The sequence below is a fragment of the Pseudooceanicola algae genome (assembly GCF_003590145.2).
Classification (GTDB): Bacteria; Pseudomonadota; Alphaproteobacteria; order Rhodobacterales; family Rhodobacteraceae; genus Pseudooceanicola; species Pseudooceanicola algae.
Map to the genome: position 1 here is coordinate 1,446,599 of NZ_CP060436.1, position 19,182 is coordinate 1,465,780.

A 19,182-nucleotide genomic window follows, 5' to 3' on the forward strand; every position below is an offset into this window, starting at 1 on the left:
GCCGCCCGCGCGGCACGACATCGTTCCCATTTAGCCCCGACTCTGATCCTGATCGACAGCCGCTTGCTTGCCCGTTTCGGGTGCGGCATCCGGATCCGCCTTGCCGATGCCGGAGAATACCAACTTGAACGGCACCGCCCAAAGCAGACCAAGCACGACGTAGACCAGCAGTTCGATCAGGATCGGCGGGCGTTCAAACAGCCCGATGATCGTCACCGCCAGCACGATATATAGTGGAAGTCCCACCACCAGGATCAACAGCGACCACCTGCGGCGCGCTTTGTAACTCAGTGCCATGCTCCGCCTCCCACGCCGCTTTCGGCGTTTCCCTGTTTCAAATATCCCGGGGTGGGCGACGGGCTGCCTGCAGCCTGTCGCCCAGGGGCAGAGCCCCTGCCCGCCCGCCCTCAATCCGAGAAGGGGTCGGTGACCAGGATCGTGTCTTCGCGTTCGGGGCTGGTCGACAGCAGCGCAACCGGGCAATCGATCAGTTCTTCTACCCGGCGCACATACTTGATCGCGGCCGCCGGAAGATCCGCCCAGCTGCGCGCGCCTTCAGTCGATTCACTCCAGCCTTCAAGCTCCTCGTATATCGGGGTGCAGCGCGCCTGAGCTTCGGTGGCGGTCGGCAGGTAATCCTGCCGCACACCGTCAAGATCATAGCCCACGCAGATCTTCAGCACCTTGAACCCGTCGAGCACATCGAGCTTGGTCAGCGCGATGCCATTCATCCCGCTGGTCGCCACCGTCTGGCGCAGCAACGCGGCATCGAACCAGCCGCAGCGACGCTTGCGCCCCGTGGTGGTGCCAAACTCGTGCCCTCGTTCACCAAGACGCTGGCCATCTTCATCCAGCAGTTCCGTGGGGAAAGGACCTTCGCCGACGCGGGTCGTATAGGCCTTCACGATACCCAGCACGAAATCGATCGCTCCGGGGCCCATGCCAACACCGGTCGCCGCCTGGCCCGCGATGACGTTCGAGGAGGTCACAAAGGGATAGGTGCCGAAATCGATGTCGAGCAGGCTGCCCTGGGCGCCTTCGAACAGGATCCGCTTGCCTGCCTTGCGCTTCTCGTTGAGCACTTTCCAAACCGGGGCGGCGTAGGGAAGGATCTGGGCTGCAACCTCCTGCAGGCTCGCGATCAGGGCCGCACGGTCCACCGGCTCCATCCCGAGGCCGAGACGCAGCGCATCGTGATGGGTCAGCGCGCGGTCGACGCGGGCTTCCAGCGTTGCCGGATCCGCCAGATCGGCGACCCGGATCGCGCGGCGCCCGACCTTGTCTTCATAGCAGGGCCCGATGCCTCGCCCGGTCGTGCCAATCTTGGTGCCCTTGCCGGCGGCCTCTTCACGGGCGCGATCCAGCTCTCCATGGATCGGCAGGATCAGTGGCGTGTTCTCTGCGATCATCAGCGTCTCGGGAGTGATTTCGACACCCTGGCCTTGAATGGTCGCGATCTCCTTCAGCAGGTGCCAGGGATCCAGCACCACGCCATTGCCGATGACCGACAGCTTGCCGCCACGCACCACGCCCGAGGGCAGCGCATGCAGCTTGAAGACCTCACCGTCGATGACCAGCGTATGGCCGGCATTGTGGCCGCCCTGGAACCGCGCGATCACATCCGCGCGCTCGCTGAGCCAATCCACGATCTTGCCCTTCCCCTCGTCACCCCATTGGGCGCCGACGACAACTACATTGGCCATTTCCCGGTCCTTTCGACTTGGCAGGTAAACCCGCGCCGGTATAGCGAAGCGTCCGGCCCGGCGAAACCGGAATCTCCGGGCCCGCGCAAATCCCGCGGCTGGTGGCCGGTCCTGCCCTTGCTGCCCCGGGCCTGCATGCCTATTTCACCTTGCGAGCGGGGGGCACTTGTCCTAGAACCCGCCCATCCTGCCGTTGGTCCCCGGTCCAAGCGGCTGTCATGAATGCGAACCAGCGCCGAAACGATCCGCGCCGAAGCTCCGAAGGTCCAAGATGGAAAACGTCGTCCTCATCATCCACCTGATCCTCGCGCTTTCGCTGATCGGCGTCGTCCTGGTTCAACGCTCCGAAGGCGGCGGCCTCGGCATGGGTAGCAGCGACGGCGGCGCGGTCTCGGGCCGGTCTGCGGCGACAATGCTGTCGCGCACCACCTGGGTGCTTGCCGGCGCCTTCATCATCACCTCGCTGGCGCTGACCATCATCGCGGCCGAAAAGTCCGCCGGCAGCTCGGTTCTGGACCGGATCGGCAACCTGACGGCCCCCGCTGCGGAAGCGCCCGCCGAAACGACCGACCCCGCCGACACCCCGGACGACAGCAGCCTGCTGCCGCCCTCTGCGGGTACCTCGGACCCAAGCAGCCTGACCCCCTCGGCCGACTAAGGCCGACCCCGCACATCCACAAGACCTTGCGGCGCAGCCTGTGCCCGGGTCAGCATCTTGCGGATACGGTTGCCCAATCCCTCCGAATCTGTTATCGGTCAAATCCCGTGATGCTGCGGTCCATCGGGCTGCTTTGGGCATTCTGAATCGCGCTTTTGCGCCGTCATCGCACGACCACTCACGGGAGCCAGAGCACATGGCCAGATATATTTTCATCACGGGCGGCGTCGTGTCGTCCCTTGGTAAAGGCTTGGCCTCCGCTGCGCTCGGAGCCCTCCTCCAGGCGCGCGGTTTCTCGGTCCGCTTGCGCAAGCTCGACCCCTACCTCAACGTCGATCCCGGCACGATGTCCCCCTTCGAACATGGCGAGGTATTCGTCACCGACGACGGCGCCGAAACCGACCTCGACCTCGGCCACTACGAACGCTTCACCGGGGTGGCGGCGCGGATGACCGATTCCGTCTCCTCGGGACGGATCTATTCCAACGTGCTGGAAAAGGAACGCCGCGGCGACTACCTCGGCAAGACGATCCAGGTGGTTCCCCATGTCACCAACGAGATCAAGGATTTCCTCCACGTCGGTGATGACGAGGTCGATTTCATGCTCTGTGAAATCGGCGGCACGGTGGGCGACATCGAAGGCCTGCCCTTCTTCGAGGCGATCCGCCAGTTTTCCCACGACAAGCCGCGCGGCGAATGCATCTTCATGCACCTGACGCTGCTCCCCTACCTCGCGGCCTCCGGCGAACTGAAGACCAAGCCGACGCAGCACTCGGTCAAGGAGCTCCAGTCGATCGGCATCGCGCCCGACATTCTGGTCTGCCGCTCCGAACAGCCAATTCCGGAAAAGGAACGCGAAAAGATCGCCCTGTTCTGCAACGTGCGCAAGGAACATGTGGTTGCCGCCTACGATCTGAAATCGATCTACGAGGCCCCGCTGGCCTATCACCGTGAAGGCCTTGACCAGGCGGTTCTGGATGCCTTCAGCATCTCGCCGGCGCCGAAACCCGACCTCACGGTCTGGCAGGATGTGCAGGACCGAATCTACAACACCGATGGCGAGGTCAATATCGCCATCGTCGGCAAGTACACGCAGCTTGAAGATGCCTATAAGTCGATCAAGGAAGCCCTTGTGCACGGCGGCATGTCGAACCGGATCAAGGTCAATGTCGAATGGGTCGACGCCGAGGTCTTCGATCACGAAGACGCCGCCCCGTACCTCGAAGGCTACCATGCGATCCTGGTGCCCGGCGGCTTCGGCGAACGCGGCACCGAGGGCAAGATCAAGGCGGCCCAGTTCGCCCGGACCCGCAAGATCCCCTACCTCGGGATCTGCCTCGGGATGCAGATGGCGGTGATCGAAGCGGCCCGCAACCTGGCCAATATCGAAACCGCCGGTTCCGAGGAATTCGACCACGAATCCGGCCAGAAACGCTTTGAACCCGTGGTCTACCACCTCAAGGAATGGGTGCGCGGCAACCATGCCGTGAAACGCCGCGTCGATGACGACAAGGGCGGCACCATGCGCCTTGGCGCCTATACCGCCAATCTCGCCGAAGGCTCCAAGGTGGCGCAGGTCTACAAATCCACCACGATCGAGGAACGCCATCGCCACCGCTACGAGGTCGACATCAAGTACCGCGAGCAACTGGAAACATGCGGCCTGACCTTCTCGGGCATGTCCCCCGATGGCCGCCTGCCCGAAATCGTCGAGGTCAAGGACCACCCCTGGTTCATCGGCGTCCAGTTCCACCCCGAACTGAAATCCAAACCCTTCGCGCCGCATCCGCTCTTTGCCGACTTCGTCCGCGCTGCCAAGGACGTCTCGCGCCTGGTGTGACCTGCGCCTGGCTCGGGCCGAGGAGACCCCTGCAAAGGTTTCCCTGTTCCAAATATCCCGGGGGAACGCCGGACCGCAGGCAAGGCCTGCGGTCCGGCGTGGGGGCAGAGCCCCCCGGCACCTCGCCCCAAACTCTCTCTTCAGTCGAAATCGTGACCCAAGCGCACCGCCCGACGGAACCGTTTCGCCCCTGCACCGTTATATCCGCAGAACACGTGAAGCAGGAGACGCGGCGAAGACCCCGCCCTCCCGAATTTTAGGAGAGAGTCATGAATTCCATTATCTACCTCGTCGGCCTCGTTGTTATCGTTCTGGCCATCGTCGGCTTCGTCCTCTGACCCCCCGGGTGCCCTTGCCGGCGCCTGGAAGACTTCCGAAAAGACGGCTCCCCTTTCCGGGCGGGCCGTCTTTTCCATTTCACCCAACTCCCACCGACCCAAAGCCTCAGCCGGTCAGATCCAGCGTCCGGATCACCTTGTCGAGGCAGGCGGCGAACATGTGCTTTGCCGGGCCGATTCCGGCAGAGTCGGACGCAATCCAGCCAATTGTGTTCTGCATCAATTCCGGCGCGACGATCTGCGCAAAGTGGATCTCTCCGCGATCGATTTCGTCCAGAAACCCGATCCTTGTGTAGATCCCGATGCCCCGGTTCGCCACGATCATCGCCTTGGCGAGGTTTAGGTTATTGGCCACCAGCTTTGTCTGCATCGCCGCGCCCTGAGCCACCCGATCCAGCACCGAGGTCCGGGATTCCGCATCCATCGAACGCAGCAGCGGATAGCCCTCCAACTCTTCGACAGTCAGGCTGGGGCGCTCGGCCAGCGGGTGATCGGGACGCATCAGCGCACCGATCGGGGCCAGCTTCTCGGACAGGATCCGCACGCCCGGCGGCAGGTCCCGACAGTATAGCGTCACTCCAAGATCCGCCTTGCCCGAAATCACCGCCTCGGAAATCTGGTCACGTTCGGCGCTGACCACGCTGAAGGAAATTCCGGGATATTGCTCCGAAAAGCTGTTGATCGCCGCCGGCAGGATGCGCCCGGCAAAGGCGTCGATGGAGTAGATCACCATATGCCCGCTGCGCATGTCGCGGATGTCCTCGATCAGGCGCCGCACGTTCTGGAAATCATAAAGGGTCCGGCGGCAGTGTTCGACCATGACCCGCCCGACCGATGTCATCTCGACCCCCTCGGGATGGCGTTCGAACAGGCGCACGCCCAGTTCTTCCTCGACCGACAGGATCTTGCGATTCACCGTGGTCGAGGACACGTTCAGCACATTGGCCGCCCGCCGGATCGACCCCTGCCGCGCGACCTCGTCGACATAGCGCAGGAATACACTGTGCATCTTCTCTGTCCTCCCCGTGGGGTCAAACTGCCCCGAAATTACGCATCTATCCGAACCATGCCCAAAGGCGCGCATTTGCCGCCATCAGATCTGGCCTTGCAACGCCTGCCCCGCAAGCCTGCCGCAGACCAGCCCCGGGGGGCGAGGCAAAAAATGCACCACTGCGGGCAAGTTTTAATCCTATGCCCTTGCAGTGCCCCGTGCCTATCCTCGGAGAAAGAGCATCCAAGAGAGATGCCCATCCAGCCAACAGCGAGGATTTGAAATGACAGAATTTTCCGCAAACCGCCTTTCGGACAGACTTTCCGGCAAGCTTTCCCGCCGCGCCTTCCTGGCCGGCAGCGGCGCTCTGGCCGCCGGGTCGATGCTGCATATCGGTCCGCTGCGCGCCGATGGGCTGCGCAGCCTCAACCTGCAACTGGGCTGGCTTGCCTCCAACGGCATTCTTGGCGAAATCTGCGCGGACGAGCTTGGCTATTTCGCCGATGCCGGCATCGCGCTGGACGTGATCGCGGGCGGTCCCAATATCGACGGCGTGGCCACCGTGGCCGCCGGACGCGCCTCCATGGGTCAGCTGTCCTCCAGCCCGTCGCTGATGATGGCGCGCAGCCAGGGCATTCCGGTGAAATGCATCGCCGCCGGGTACCAGCAACACCCCTATACCTATTTCTCGCTGGAAAAGAGCGCCATCCGCACGCCTCAGGACATGATCGGCAAGCGGATCGGCACCCAGGCCACCGGACGCATCCTGCTGGACGCGCTTCTGGCCTACAACAATATCTCGCAGGACGATCTGGAAATCCAGATCATCGGTTCGGACATGACCCCGCTGATGACCGGCCAGGTCGATGCGATCACCGGCTGGACCACCAACGTCAACGCCCTGTCGATCCTCGGGGACGAGCGCGTCGACCTGTCCCTCTGGGATGCCGGCATCCAGCTTTACGCCAATCCCTACTACGTCACCGACAAGAGCCTCGAGGAAGACTTCGACTTTGTCGCCGCCGCGCTTGGGGCCATCGCCAAGGGCTGGGGCTGGGCCCGCGAAAACCCCGAAAAGGCCGCCGAAATGCTGGTGGCGCGCTATTCCAACCTGAGCCTCGAGGCAGAGCTTCAGGCGGTGCCACTGGTGCTGGACTATTCCTTCAACGGCACCACTGCCGACAGCGGCTGGGGCGCTATGGACCTGGAAACGTGGGCGGCGCAGATCGAGATCTACGACCAGCTTGGCCAGTTTCCCGATGGCGCGCCCAAGGTCGAAGACGTGGCCACGCTCGACGTGCTTGAAGCCACGGCAGCCCAGCGTCCGAAGATCGGATGAGCGCCGTGCTGGACCAGGCCCCAACCACAAGCTCGGCCCTGACCTCGGCCACAGGAACGGGGGACAGCGGTCACGCTGTCTCCCTGCGCAATGCCCAGGTCCGCTTTGACCGGTTCGTCGCCTTGCAGGACATCTCGGTCGACCTGGAACAGGGCGGCTTCTATTCGATCCTCGGGCCCTCGGGCTGCGGAAAATCGACCCTTCTGCGGCTGATCTCGGATCTGGTGCCGGCGGATCGGGGCGAGGTCACGATCCATGGCAAGCCGACCGAAGAGGCGCGCCTGGCGCGGGAATTCGCCTTTGTCTTCCAGGATGCGACCCTGCTGCCCTGGCGGTCGGTACTGGCCAATGTCTGCCTGCCGCTGGAAACCGGACGCAAGCGCGGCGTTGCCATCAACGCGACCGAAGACGACGCGCGCCGCCTGATCCGCATGGTCGGCCTGGAGGGGCGCGAAAAGGCTCTGCCCCATGAACTGTCCGGTGGGATGCGCCAGCGCGTCGCCATTGCCCGCGCCCTGATCTGCAAGCCCAAGGTGCTGCTGATGGACGAACCCTTCGGTGCGCTGGACGAGATGACCCGCGACCGCCTGAACCTTGAACTGCTGGATATCTGGCGCGACAGCGGCGTGACCGTCGCCTTCGTCACCCATTCGATTTCCGAAGCGGTTTTCCTTGGCACCCATGTGCTGACCCTGGCCGCACACCCCGGCCGGGTCCGCGACCTGACCCGGATCGAGCTGAGCCACCGCAATATCGACATCCGGGAAACCCCTGAATTCAACGCCTATTGCGGCCGCTTGCGGCGCGTACTGGAGACCTGCTGATGACCATGGCGACGTCTTCCCACACCCCCACCGCGCAAGAGCTGGATGATGATATCCGGGCCGAGCGCCGCGCCTCCCGCCGGGCCAGCCTGCGCGCGACGATGATCCCGATTGCCACGGTCACGGCGCTGATCCTGCTTTGGCAGGGCGTGGTGACCTGGCTTCAGGTGCCCTCCTACATCGCGCCCGCCCCGACCCAGGTGGTCGGTGTGATGATCAGCGACTGGGACAACCTGCTGGCCAATCTGTGGCCGACCCTGATCGAAAGCCTTGCCGGTTTTGCCCTTGGCAACATCATCGCCGTCATCCTGGCCACGGTCTTTGTCTATTCGCGCACCGCCGAACAGGCCTTCTATCCGCTGGCGGTCTTCGTGAACACGATCCCGATCCTGGCCGTCGCGCCGATCCTGGTGCTGCTGTTCGGCCCCGGCATGACCGGCAAGGTGGTGATCGCGGCGCTGATTTCCTTCTTCCCGACGCTTGTGAACATGGTGCGCGGGCTGCGGTCCCTGTCGCCCCAGATGCTGGAGCTGGCGCGGATCTGTTCCGCCACCCCGGCCGAGGTCTTCTGGAAATTCCGCCTGCCCGCCTCGCTGCCCTACCTGTTCTCTGCCCTGCGCATTGCCGCCACCACCTGTGTGATCGGGGCGCTGGTCGGGGAATGGATCGGCTCTGACAAGGGGCTGGGCGCCTTGATCATCGAGGCCACCTTCAACTACCGCTCCGGCCTGCTTTACGCGACGGTGATCCTGTCGTCGGGCCTGTCGGTCTTCCTTTTCGCCATGGTCGCGCTGGCCGAGCGCGTGTTTCTGCGCTGGCGTCCCGAATGATCCCTTACCGCCTTTCCTAGATCCCGCGCGGCGGCCACCACGGCCTCCGCCCCCCATTCCCACAGCAACGGGCCCTTGCCCGGCAGGAGAAGCCATGTCCGATACCTTGACCCTTAACCGCTCCGAAACGATCCCCGTCGTGGCCGATTGCGATGTCGTCGTCGTCGGGGGTGGCCCCGCCGGTCAGACCGCTGCCGTTTCAGCCGCCCGCAATGGCGCCAACGTGGTGCTGTGCGAACGCTATCACCACCTAGGGGGCATGGCGTCCGGCGGGCAGGTGCTGGTGCTGGACGACATGGTGAACCCCCGCTACGGCAGCGACCTCGGCCCGGAAATCGTCACCACCGGCATCGTGTCCGAAGTGGTGGAACGCATGGACCGCCTTGACGGCGCGGTCTTTCCGCCGCCCGAGGATTGCATCAAATCCTGGGAAATGTGGAAGAAATGGTCGCGCTGGGGCGCCATCGACTTTCACCAGACGGGCATGCCGCAGCCGATCATCCACGCGGTCGCCTTCGACCCCGACGCCTGGAAGCGCGTTGCGCTGGACCTGGTGCGCGAAGCCGGGGTGAACCTGCGCCTGCATTCCTGGTTCTCCGAAGCGCTGGTCGAGGATGGCAAGATCACCGGCGTGATCCTGCAGACCAAGATGGGCCGTCAGGCCGTGCGCGCCAAGATGGTGATCGACGCGACAGGCGACCTTGACGTGGCTGCCTCCGCAGGGGCCGAATTCCTGACCGGGCAGTTCATCGTCACCACCGTCTTCCGGCTGGCCGACGTGGATACCGACAAGGCAACCGCCTTCGAATACGAACACCCGGAGAAGTACAAGAAGCTCGACCGCGAGGCCCGGCGCGTGATCGGTGGCGCCTGGGGCATGTGGTGGTTGAAGACCCCGCTGCCCGGCATCGTCTGGTGCAATTGCCCGCATATGCCCGGCTATGACGGCATGTCGCCCGAACATATGGTCGCTGCCGAATACGAGGGCCGCGACCGGATGCAGAAACTGCTGCATTTCGCCCGCGCCAATATCCCCGGCTTCGAGAACGCCAAGATGCTCGGCGCCGCCGAACAGATGGGCATTCGCCAGACCCGTCTGCTGCAGGGCGAATACGTGGTGACCAAGAAGGACGTGACCTCACGGCGCTGGTTCGAGGATTCTGTCTGCCGGGGCCGCGACTACTACACCCCCTACCGGGCGCTGCTGCCCAAGGGCATCGACAACCTGATCGTTGCCGGGCGGCATTACTCGGTCGAAAGCGATGCGCAGAAGACCTCGCGCGAAATCCCGCCCTGCATGTCTCAGGGCGAAGCCGCCGGCATTGCCGTGGTCCAGGCCCTGCAGGCCGGTGTTGCCCTGCGCGACGTGGATGTCTCGGGCATCCAGAAACAGATGCGCGCCCAGGGGGCCGATCCCGGCGACCAACCTGCCAGCAACGCCCTGGTCCAAACCACCGAAGAAATCGAGGCCTGACCCATGACGACCCAACCTGCCCCCCTGCCCCTGGATCATATCCGCGTGCTCGATTTCACCCAGGTCATGCTTGGCCCCTGCGCCACCCAGACGCTGGCCGATCTTGGTGCCGATGTGATCAAGGTCGAACGCCCCGGCGCCGGCGACCTGTCACGCAATTTCTTCGGGGAAGGCACCGAAGCCTCGATGAACAACGCGGTCTTCGCCTCTCTCAACCGCAACAAGCGGTCGATGGAGGTGGACACCAAGTCCGAAGAAGGCCGCCGCATGATCCTGGACCTGGTGGCGCATTGCGACGTGGTGGTCGACAATTTCCGTGCCGGGGTGATGAAGCGGCTCGGTTTCGACTACGCCAGCCTGGCAAGGATCAACCCCCGCATTATCTGCGCCTCTGGCACCGGATATGGCCCCGTGGGACCCCATGCGCGCAAGGGGGGCCAGGATGTGCTGGCCCAGGCGATGACCGGCACGATGGAAAAACGCTCTGATCCCTCGATCCCGATGTCGGTATATCCCACGACGATCTGCGATTATTCCGCCGGTCAGCACCTTGTGCAGGGGATCATGGCCGCCCTGTTCCAGCGCGACAAGACCGGGCGTGGGCAGCAGGTGAATGTCTCGCTCTATGATTCAATGCTCGCCTGCCAGATGCAGGAAGTCGCCCAATGGACCGCCCACGGCCAGGTGCTGAACTGGGCCGACATGCCGCTGACCGGGGTCTTCCCGACCTCGGACGGGGCACTGGTGCTGGTGGGGGCGTTCAAGGCCAATCCGCTGCAGGACATCTGCCGCGCGCTCGGGATCGAGGATCTGTCGACGCTTTATCCCGATGTGCCCACGCAACGCCCCGTGAAGCCGATGCTGCAAACCCGCTTTGCCGAGGTCTTTGCCACCGACACCACCGATCACTGGCTGACACAGCTTGAGGCCGAGGACCTGCTTTGCGCCCGGGTCCGCAGTCTGGGCGAGGCGCTGGAGGATGAACAGACCGAAGTGAACGGCATGTTGGTGGATTACGACCATCCCTTCCTTGGCCCGATCCGGCTGGCCGGACTGCCGCTGCATCTGACCGATGCGCCGCTGACAATCCGGCGCGGCCCGCCGCGTCTTGGCGAGCACACCGATGAAATCGTCGCCGAATTCGCCCTGGCCCAGAAGGCCGAAGCGCAATGACCGTCCTGTTCGAAAAGGACGGCGCGGTCGCGCGGGTCACCATCGACCGGCCCGAGCGGATGAATGCCGTCGATCCCGCCACCGAGACCGAGCTGATGCGGATCTGGGACGAGATCGACGCCGACCCTGCCCTGCGCGTCGCGGTGCTGACCGGCAGCGGGGAACGGGCCTTTTCCGCCGGAGCGGACATGAAGGCCACGGGCAATGCCACCGGGCTGGAATATTGGTGCGCCCAGAACCCCGATGGGTTTGGCGGCATATCGATGCGGCGCCTGCGGGTGCCGCTGATCGCGCGGGTGAACGGGCTGGCGCTTGGCGGCGGCATGGAAATGGTGCTGGGCGCCGATATCGTCATTGCCGCCGAAACCGCCCGCCTTGCCCTGCCCGAGGCCAAGGTGGGCCGGATGCCGCTGGACGGCGGCATGGTGTTGCTGGCGCGGATGATCCCGGAAAAGATCGCCCTTGGCCTGATGATCACCGGCCGGATGATGGGCGCCGAGGAAGCTCAGCGGCTGGGTCTGGTGAATGCCGTGGTCGCGGCTGGCGATCTTGACGCCGAGGTCACGCGCTGGTGCGACGACATCCTGTCTTGCGCCCCGCTGTCGGTGCGCGCCATCCGCGCACAGGTCGCCGAGGCCCGCAGCGCGCCCCCCGCCGAGGTCCGCCGCCGGCTGACCCCGGAATTGCGCGCCGCCCTGCTCAGCCCGGACGCGGACGAAGGCGTCGCGGCCTTTGTCGAAAAACGCGCTCCGGTCTGGACCGGGGAATGAATCGGACAGCCCGCCCATGGCCCTTGTAATCACCTCAGCCTGCATCGACGTGAAGGACGGCGCCTGCACCAAGGTCTGTCCGGTGGACTGCATCTATGAAGGCGGGCGGATGTTCTATATCCATCCGGTGGAATGCGTCGAATGCGGGCTGTGCGAAACCATCTGCCCCGTCGATGCCATCGCCTATGACGACGAGTTGACCCCCGAGATGCTGCCCTTTGCCACGATCAACCGCGATTATTTCTCGGACGCGGTGACGCGGCTCGGGGAGCCCGGCGGCTGGAGCGTCGAGACCACGACGACCCTGGACCACCCCACCGTGAGCGACTGGCAGGCGAACGGACAGGAGAAGCCCCAGACATGAGAAGGCCGCGACTTGTGTGACCTCTGGCACGCCCGCTTCATGCAGGTCTGCGATCTGATGGCCAGCTTTTCCGAAGACCCGCAACGTCAGGTCGGCGCGGTGATCACCGGTCCCGGCCATGTGATCTGCGCCACCGGCTGGAACGGGCTGCCGCGCGGCGTCTCGGCCAGCGATCCGGCCCGTTTCGACCGCGATAGCGGCGAGAAATTCCACTGGGTCGAACATGCCGAGCGCAACGCCATCTTCAACGCCGCCCGTATCGGAACCCCGCTGGCCGGCACCCGACTATATACCAACGTCTTTCCCTGCGCCGATTGCGCCCGCGCCATCGTCCAGTCGGGCATCGCCGAGGTCTGCACCCCCGATGCCCCGCCAGCGGACAGCAAGCTTGGCCGCAGTTTCGCCGTCTCGGAGCAGATACTGCAGGAAGCCGGGGTGCGCGTGATCCGGTTGGAATCTGCCCGCCCGCAGGTCACGATCTGACCGTCAGGGGCGCATGGCCCGCCCGCCGGCCCGATCTGCCGATCTTCCTTGGCAAACAAAGCAAAACTGTCACACTCCTCTGACATAACGGCCGGACCCGGCACAGCCCCTGCCGCCGGGTCTTCCTGCTTGCGTGAAAGGAGCCACCATGCCCGATGATGATCTGACAGGACCCGCGACCGGGACGGAATACGAAGATTGGCTGGAAGCCGAGCTGAAAGACGAGCTCGACGAGGATTACGAGATCGAGCTGGAAGATGCTGTCCTGTCGATGAAGATCCGCGAAATCTATCGCAAGGCGCATGGCCCCTCGATCCCGCGCCCGGAATATTTCCGGTCGCTCCTGCATCTTCAGGCCGAACTGATCCGGCTTCAGGATTGGGTCATCCATTCGCGCGAAAAGATCGTGGTGATCTTCGAAGGCCGTGATTCGGCCGGCAAGGGCGGCGTGATCAAGCGGCTGACCCAGCGGCTGAACCCGCGCGTGGTGCGCACCGTGGCGCTTCCCGCCCCGTCCGACCGCGAAAAGACCCAGTGGTATTTCCAGCGTTACGTGCCGCATCTGCCCGCAGGCGGGGAAATCGTGCTGTTCGACCGCTCCTGGTACAACCGCGCCGGGGTCGAGCGCGTCATGGGCTTTGCCGATGAAGACCAGGTGCAGGATTTCTTCAACGACGTGCCCGAATTCGAACGCATGTTGGTGCGCTCGGGCATCAGGGTGGTCAAATACTGGTTCTCGGTCACCGACGAGGAACAGCAGATGCGCTTCCTGATGCGCATTCACGACCCCCTGAAGCAGTGGAAACTGTCGCCCATGGACCTGCAGAGCCGGGTGAAATGGGAAGATTACACCAAGGCCAAGGAAGAGATGCTGGCGCGCACCAATATCCCCGAGGCGCCCTGGTACATCGTGCCGGCCAACGACAAGAAACGCGCCCGGCTCAACTGCATCGACCACCTTTTGTCCCTGATGCCCTACGAGGATGTCGAACAGGAGGAAGTCACGCTGCCGGACCGCGTCTACAACGGTGATTACGAACGCGCCGTCCTGCCGCCCGAGCTGTACGTTCCCTCGAAATACTGATCTCAAAACGCGCACCCACGCGACAGTGAAACAGCCGTGACCTTTTTGCGGATTGGCGGGGCGGCAAAATGCGGGCTATATGGCGAAATGTTTGCAGATTTCCTCACCCGCCTCACCGCCCCGCGCCCGGATCCGCTGACCGATGGCGACGCCCGTCTGGCTTTGGCCGCACTTCTGGTGCGCGTTGCGCAATCGGACGGGATCTATGAAACCGCCGAGCGCAAGACGATCGCCCGCATCCTGGCTACCCGCTATGCTCTTGGGACCGCCGATTGCGAGGCGCTGATGCAGAATGCCGAAACCCTGGAAGGTCAGGCCCCCGACACGGTCCGCTTCACCCGCGCGATCAAGGATACCGTGCCTTACGAGGACCGGCTGTCGGTGATCGAATCGCTCTGGGCCGTGGCCCTGTCGGATGGCGAACGCGAGGCCGAGGAAGACGCGCTGTTGCGGGTCGTGGTCAGCCTGCTGGGAATTTCCGACCCTGACAGCGCGCGCGCCCGCCACATGGCGCAGAACAACCTGCAGTGACATCCCAGGCGTCGGCAGGCCCTGACGCCGCTGTCCGGACCCCGGGGGCCTTGTTGCGGGTGACCTGGCCTTGAACGGCCTGATCGCCTCCTTCCCGATGTATGACCGGCCCGAAACGGCTCCGGTCTATGACCGGCTCTGGTCCGGCATCCGCGACAGCCTTGGCGAGGGACCGGTCCAGCTGACACGGGATGCCGACCTCTGGGCGCAATGGCGCAGCCCCGATCTGCTGCTGTCACAGACCTGCGGCCTGCCGTTTCGGTCGCGCCTCAAGGGCCGCGTCACCCTGGTGGGCACGCCCGACCCCGGCTTTCCCGGCCTGCCGTCGGGCCAGTACCAAAGCGCCCTCATCCTACGCCGAGATGACCCGGCACGGGAATTTGCCGAACTGGATGGTGCTCCCTTCGCCTACAACGACGCGCTGTCGCAATCGGGTTGGGCTGCGCTTCAGACGCTCTGCGCCGCGCAGGGCGTCATGCCGGGCGGACTGCTGGAAACCGGCAGCCATGCGGCCTCGGCCCGCGCCGTCGCGGCGGGGCAGGTCCGCGCCGCCGCGCTCGACCGCCATAGCTGGCATCTGATCGACCTTTTCGATGACATCGCCCGCGACCTGCGGGTGCTCTGCCTCACCCCGCCGACCCCGGCCCTGCCGCTGATCACCGCCACAACGCGCGACCCCGAGCGGCTTCGCTACGCGATCTCCGCCGCCCTGACCGCGCTCTCCCCGGACGAACGGGCGCTGATCGGCTTTCACCGGCTGGTGCGCATCCCGTCCGATGAATACGACCAACAGCCCCTGCCCAGCCCCCCCGCTTCCGGTACAAATTCGCCCGAATGATCGGGCTCCCGCGCCCGAATGCCCCGGCGCGGCGATTTTCGCGCGGAAAGACTTGCCACGGCACGCCGGGGCTGAGATCATGTGTCCACCCGATAATTTGATCATGTTTTGCAAACTCCCCCTCCAGGCGCCCCTGCGACGCCGCTTTGCCGCGATGGCAATGACACAGCCCCCGGCCCGCCTCTGGCGCGTTCCATGGCTGCGAAGCGGGTATCTTTCCCCCGATACCCTTACCTGCAAGCGCCGTCGGCCCCGCCCTCCCTGGGGTATCGGCGCCCTGACCCGGCCAGCTCGCCCTTCGCAGACCCAAAACCGTGAGACATATGCAATTTGATCAATTCCGCACCTTCCGCGTTGCCGCCAGTGACCTGAACGGTCAGATGCGTGGCAAGCGCGTGCCCGCCAATACCTATGCCAAGCTCGATACCGAAGGCTCCCGCATGCCTCTGTCGGTGCTGAATGTCGACATCTGGGGGGCGGATATCGACGACAGCCCGCTGGTGTTTGCTTCCGGGGACGAAGACGGCGTCCTGAAGCCCACCGAACACGGGCCGGTGCCCATGCCCTGGCTCGACAGCCCCTCGGCTCTGGTCCCGATGTGGATGTTCCACGACGATGGCCGCCCCTTTGCCGGCGATCCCCGCCACGCGCTGGCCCGCGTGCTGGCACGCTACGCCGAACGTGGCTGGACCGTGCAGGCGGCGGTCGAGATGGAATTCTACCTGGTCGACGACACCGGGCATCAGCTTTCGGCGCCGCAGAACCCGATCTCCGGACGCCCGGTGTTCGGCAATGCGATCTTGTCGATCCGTCAGCTTGATGCCTTCGACGGCTTCCTGACCGACCTCTACGAGGCCTGCGACGCCATGGACATCCCGGCGGACTCGGCCTCCTCCGAAGCCGGGCTCGGCCAGTTCGAAATCAACCTTGCCCATCGCGACGCCATGGCGGCGGCCGATGACGCCTGGCTGTTCAAGGCGCTGGTGCGCGGCATGGCGCGGCGCCATGACATGGCGGCCACCTTCATGGCCAAACCCTTCGAAAACGACTCCGGCAACGGGATGCATGTACACTTTTCGGTATTGGATGAAGACGGCAACAACATCTTCGACAATGGCGGCCCCGAAGGCACCGACCTGCTGCGCCACGCTGTGGCAGGCTGCCTCTCCGGCATGCCCGGGGGCACGCTGCTCTGGGCACCGCATGAAAACTCCTACGCGCGCTTCGCCCCCGGCGCCCATGCGCCCACCGGGGCCTGCTGGGCCTATGAAAACCGCACCGCCGCGATCCGCATCCCCTCGGGTCCCGCCCGCGCCCGGCGCATCGAACACCGCGTCGCCTGCGGTGATATCAACCCCTACCTGGTCCTCGCCGGCATTCTCGGCTCCGCCCTAGCAGGGATCGAGGATCAGGCCGAGCCGCCCGCCCCGATCACCGGCAATGCCTATGACCTCGACCTGCCCGGCCTGATGCCCGACTGGTCCTCTGCGGTGGATCGCTTCGAAACAGACCCCCTCATGGCCCGCATCTTCACGCCAGAGCTCATCCGCAATTTCAGCATGACCAAACGCCAGGAAATCCTGCGCCTTGCCGAAATTCCCCCCGAAGAACACTGGATGGTCTACCTCGAAACCGTGTGACGCTTTGCAAACCCAAGGCCGAACGCTTGCAAACCGCTCCCCCCGGGCCTGTTTCCCTGTTCCAAATATCCCGGGGGAGTCGCGGCCTGCCGCGACGGGGGCTGGCCCCCGCGACCCTTCCGCATCCCGCAACGCCGCGTGCCCTTGCCGGCCCCCGTCCGCTCCACTACGCTCGCCCCACAACAATCGGTGTTTCATGAAAATCGGCATCCTCCAGACCGGCCATGCACCGGATGACATGCGCGAAACGATCGGCGATTACCCCGCCCTTTTCGCGCAGCTTCTCGATGGCCATGGCTTCACCTTCGAAACCTATGCGGTGGTCGATGGTATCTTTCCCGACGGCCCCGGGACCTGCGATGGCTGGCTGATTACCGGCTCGCGTCACGGCGCCTACGAAGATCACCCATGGATCCCCCCGCTCGAGGACCTCATCCGCGCCATCCGCGACAGCCACCGACCGCTGGTCGGGGTCTGTTTCGGTCATCAGATCATTGCCCAGGCCCTTGGCGGTAAGGTCCAGAAGTTCTCCGGCGGCTGGTCTGTCGGCCCGACGCGATACGGCGGCGAAACCGGCAGCACGACGCTGAACGCCTGGCACCAGGACCAGGTGACAACTCCCCCCGGCGGCGCCCGCACCGTGTCCTCCTCGCCCTTTTGCGAACATGCCGCGCTGATGTACGGCGACCAGATCTATACCCTTCAGGCCCATCCGGAATTCACCACGGCAGTCATCAGTTCCCTGTTGGCCACCCGTGCGCCGGGCGTCGTGCCTCCCGATCTCATCGCTGCGGCCACCGACGCCGTCGACACCCCCACAACGGCTCAGGCCGAAGCCGACCGCATGGCCGCACTCTTCAAAGGCATCCCTTCATGACCGACGACTGGACCAAACGGATCCCGCAATCCGCGCAGGATTACCTCGCCAACCGCCGCCTGGACGAGGTCGAATGCATCATCTCGGACCTGCCCGGCATCGCGCGCGGCAAGGCCGTCCCGGCGACCAAATTCGCCCGGCAAAACTACTTTCACCTGCCCAATTCGATCTTCTTCCAGACCATCACCGGCGATTGGTCCGATGCTGCCGGCGACGAAGGTTTCATCGAACCGGACATGATCCTGAAGCCCGACTTCTCGACCGCCACCGCCGCCCCCTGGACCGGGGACTGGACATTGCAGGTGATCCACGACGCCTATGACCGCAAGGGCGAGGCGATCCCCTTCTCCCCCCGCAACGTCCTGAAACGCGTGGTCAAACTCTATGAAGATCGCGGCTGGAAACCGGTCGTCGCGCCGGAAATGGAATTCTACCTTGTCGCGCGCAACATCGACCCTGCCAAGCCGATCCAGCCGATGATGGGCCGCTCGGGCCGCCCCGCCGCCGCCCGCCAGGCCTATTCCATGACGGCCGTCGACGAATTCGGCCCCGTCATCGACGACATCTACGATTTCGCCGAAGCCCAGGGCTTCGAGATCGACGGTATCACCCAGGAAGGCGGCGCCGGCCAGCTGGAAATCAACCTGCGCCACGGCGACCCGGTCAAGCTCGCGGACGAGGTCTTCTACTTCAAACGCCTGATCCGCGAAGCCGCCCTGCGCCACGATTGCTTTGCCACCTTCATGGCCAAGCCGATCGAAGGCGAACCCGGCTCGGCCATGCATATCCACCATTCGGTTCTGGATATCGAGACCGGCAAGAACATCTTTGCCGGGCCGCAGGGCGGGGAAACCGATGCCTTCTTCACCTTCATCGGTGGCCTGCAAAAGCACCTGCCCGAATGCATCCCGCTGCTGGCGCCCTATGTCAATTCCTACCGCCGATACGTCAAGGACCACGCCGCACCCATCAACCTGGAATGGGGCCGCGACAACCGCACCACGGGCATCCGGGTGCCTATCTCGGACCCCGAGGCACGGCGCGTGGAAAACCGCGTCGCCGGCATGGACTGCAACCCCTACCTCGGCATCGCCGCCTCGCTCGCCTCGGGCTACCTCGGCCTGATCAAGGAAGAGCGCGCCGAAAAGCAATTCCGCGGCGACGCCTATGAAGGCGACGGCGACTTCCCCCGCACCCTCGGCGAAGCCCTGGACCAGATGGACGCAGCTACCGCCCTGGCCGAAGTCCTCGGGGCCGAATTCCTGCGCGTCTACTCGATCGTGAAGCGTACCGAATACGAGGAATTCCTGTCGGTGATTTCCCCTTGGGAACGCGAACACCTGCTGATGAACGTCTGATCGCCCCAACTGGCGGACAATCGGACCGGCCAGATGACGGCACCCAAATGCTCTTTCATCTGGCCAT

General features: G+C 64.5%; 19 protein-coding genes. 16 read left to right on the top strand and 3 right to left on the bottom strand.

Annotated features, from left to right (window positions below):
* Window positions 1–30: 30 nt before the first annotated feature.
* Window positions 31–297 carry a DUF2842 domain-containing protein gene (locus tag PSAL_RS06865; protein WP_119838320.1) on the bottom strand — a complete coding sequence of 89 codons (267 nt, stop codon included), beginning with the start codon at window positions 295–297 and terminating at the stop codon, window positions 31–33.
* 110 nt (window positions 298–407) lie between these two features.
* Window positions 408–1,703, bottom strand: a complete 1,296-nt coding sequence (locus PSAL_RS06870) for an adenylosuccinate synthase (RefSeq protein WP_119838321.1) — start codon at window positions 1,701–1,703, stop codon at window positions 408–410.
* A gap of 271 nt (window positions 1,704–1,974) precedes the next feature.
* Here PSAL_RS06870 and secG point away from each other — a divergent pair, with 271 nt between their 5' ends.
* A complete protein-coding gene (gene secG, locus PSAL_RS06875; RefSeq protein WP_119838322.1) occupies window positions 1,975–2,361 on the top strand; it encodes a preprotein translocase subunit SecG in 387 nt (128 codons plus the stop codon).
* 196 nt (window positions 2,362–2,557) lie between these two features.
* Window positions 2,558–4,201: a CTP synthase gene (locus PSAL_RS06880; RefSeq protein ID WP_119838323.1), complete on the top strand. Its 1,644-nt coding sequence runs from the start codon at window positions 2,558–2,560 to the stop codon at window positions 4,199–4,201.
* Window positions 4,202–4,645: 444 nt separating this feature from the next.
* Here PSAL_RS06880 and PSAL_RS06885 read toward each other — a convergent pair whose 3' ends face one another.
* Window positions 4,646–5,548 carry a LysR family transcriptional regulator gene (locus PSAL_RS06885; RefSeq protein WP_119838325.1) on the bottom strand — a complete coding sequence of 301 codons (903 nt, stop codon included), beginning with the start codon at window positions 5,546–5,548 and terminating at the stop codon, window positions 4,646–4,648.
* Window positions 5,549–5,813: 265 nt separating this feature from the next.
* Between PSAL_RS06885 and PSAL_RS06890 the strand changes: the two genes are divergently transcribed.
* The 14 genes from PSAL_RS06890 (at window position 5,814) to PSAL_RS06955 (ending at window position 19,115) form a co-directional block, all read left to right on the top strand.
* Window positions 5,814–6,869 (top strand): ABC transporter substrate-binding protein, encoded by a 1,056-nt coding sequence (locus PSAL_RS06890; RefSeq protein WP_119838326.1) that lies wholly within the window; start codon window positions 5,814–5,816, stop codon window positions 6,867–6,869.
* A complete protein-coding gene (locus tag PSAL_RS06895) occupies window positions 6,866–7,693 on the top strand; it encodes an ABC transporter ATP-binding protein (protein WP_119838327.1) in 828 nt (275 codons plus the stop codon). The genes PSAL_RS06890 and PSAL_RS06895 overlap by 4 nt, the downstream gene beginning before the upstream one ends.
* Window positions 7,693–8,523: an ABC transporter permease gene (locus PSAL_RS06900; RefSeq protein WP_231388637.1), complete on the top strand. Its 831-nt coding sequence runs from the start codon at window positions 7,693–7,695 to the stop codon at window positions 8,521–8,523. The genes PSAL_RS06895 and PSAL_RS06900 overlap by 1 nt, the downstream gene beginning before the upstream one ends.
* Before the next feature lie 94 nt (window positions 8,524–8,617).
* Window positions 8,618–9,997 carry an FAD-dependent oxidoreductase gene (locus PSAL_RS06905; RefSeq protein ID WP_119838328.1) on the top strand — a complete coding sequence of 460 codons (1,380 nt, stop codon included), beginning with the start codon at window positions 8,618–8,620 and terminating at the stop codon, window positions 9,995–9,997.
* A 3-nt stretch (window positions 9,998–10,000) separates the two neighbouring features.
* Entirely contained in the window at window positions 10,001–11,170 is a 1,170-nt protein-coding gene (locus tag PSAL_RS06910) for a CaiB/BaiF CoA transferase family protein (RefSeq protein ID WP_119838329.1), read from the top strand.
* Complete coding sequence (locus PSAL_RS06915) at window positions 11,167–11,940, top strand: enoyl-CoA hydratase-related protein (protein WP_119838330.1); 774 nt, start codon at window positions 11,167–11,169, stop codon at window positions 11,938–11,940. Before PSAL_RS06910 ends, PSAL_RS06915 begins: the two co-directional genes overlap by 4 nt.
* Before the next feature lie 16 nt (window positions 11,941–11,956).
* On the top strand, window positions 11,957–12,304 hold the full coding sequence (gene fdxA, locus PSAL_RS06920; RefSeq protein ID WP_119838331.1) for a ferredoxin: 348 nt from the start codon (window positions 11,957–11,959) through the stop codon (window positions 12,302–12,304).
* 12 nt (window positions 12,305–12,316) lie between these two features.
* A complete protein-coding gene (locus tag PSAL_RS06925) occupies window positions 12,317–12,787 on the top strand; it encodes a deoxycytidylate deaminase (RefSeq protein WP_231388638.1) in 471 nt (156 codons plus the stop codon).
* Window positions 12,788–12,935: 148 nt separating this feature from the next.
* Entirely contained in the window at window positions 12,936–13,871 is a 936-nt protein-coding gene (gene ppk2 / locus PSAL_RS06930; protein WP_119838332.1) for a polyphosphate kinase 2, read from the top strand.
* A gap of 87 nt (window positions 13,872–13,958) precedes the next feature.
* A complete protein-coding gene (locus tag PSAL_RS06935) occupies window positions 13,959–14,402 on the top strand; it encodes a tellurite resistance TerB family protein (protein ID WP_119838333.1) in 444 nt (147 codons plus the stop codon).
* Window positions 14,403–14,472: 70 nt separating this feature from the next.
* Window positions 14,473–15,240: a phosphate/phosphite/phosphonate ABC transporter substrate-binding protein gene (locus PSAL_RS06940; protein ID WP_231388639.1), complete on the top strand. Its 768-nt coding sequence runs from the start codon at window positions 14,473–14,475 to the stop codon at window positions 15,238–15,240.
* A 323-nt stretch (window positions 15,241–15,563) separates the two neighbouring features.
* Window positions 15,564–16,880, top strand: a complete 1,317-nt coding sequence (locus PSAL_RS06945; RefSeq protein WP_119838334.1) for a glutamine synthetase family protein — start codon at window positions 15,564–15,566, stop codon at window positions 16,878–16,880.
* 196 nt (window positions 16,881–17,076) lie between these two features.
* Window positions 17,077–17,757: a type 1 glutamine amidotransferase gene (locus tag PSAL_RS06950; protein ID WP_119838335.1), complete on the top strand. Its 681-nt coding sequence runs from the start codon at window positions 17,077–17,079 to the stop codon at window positions 17,755–17,757.
* Entirely contained in the window at window positions 17,754–19,115 is a 1,362-nt protein-coding gene (locus PSAL_RS06955; RefSeq protein WP_119838336.1) for a glutamine synthetase family protein, read from the top strand. The genes PSAL_RS06950 and PSAL_RS06955 overlap by 4 nt, the downstream gene beginning before the upstream one ends.
* Window positions 19,116–19,182: the final 67 nt, after the last annotated feature.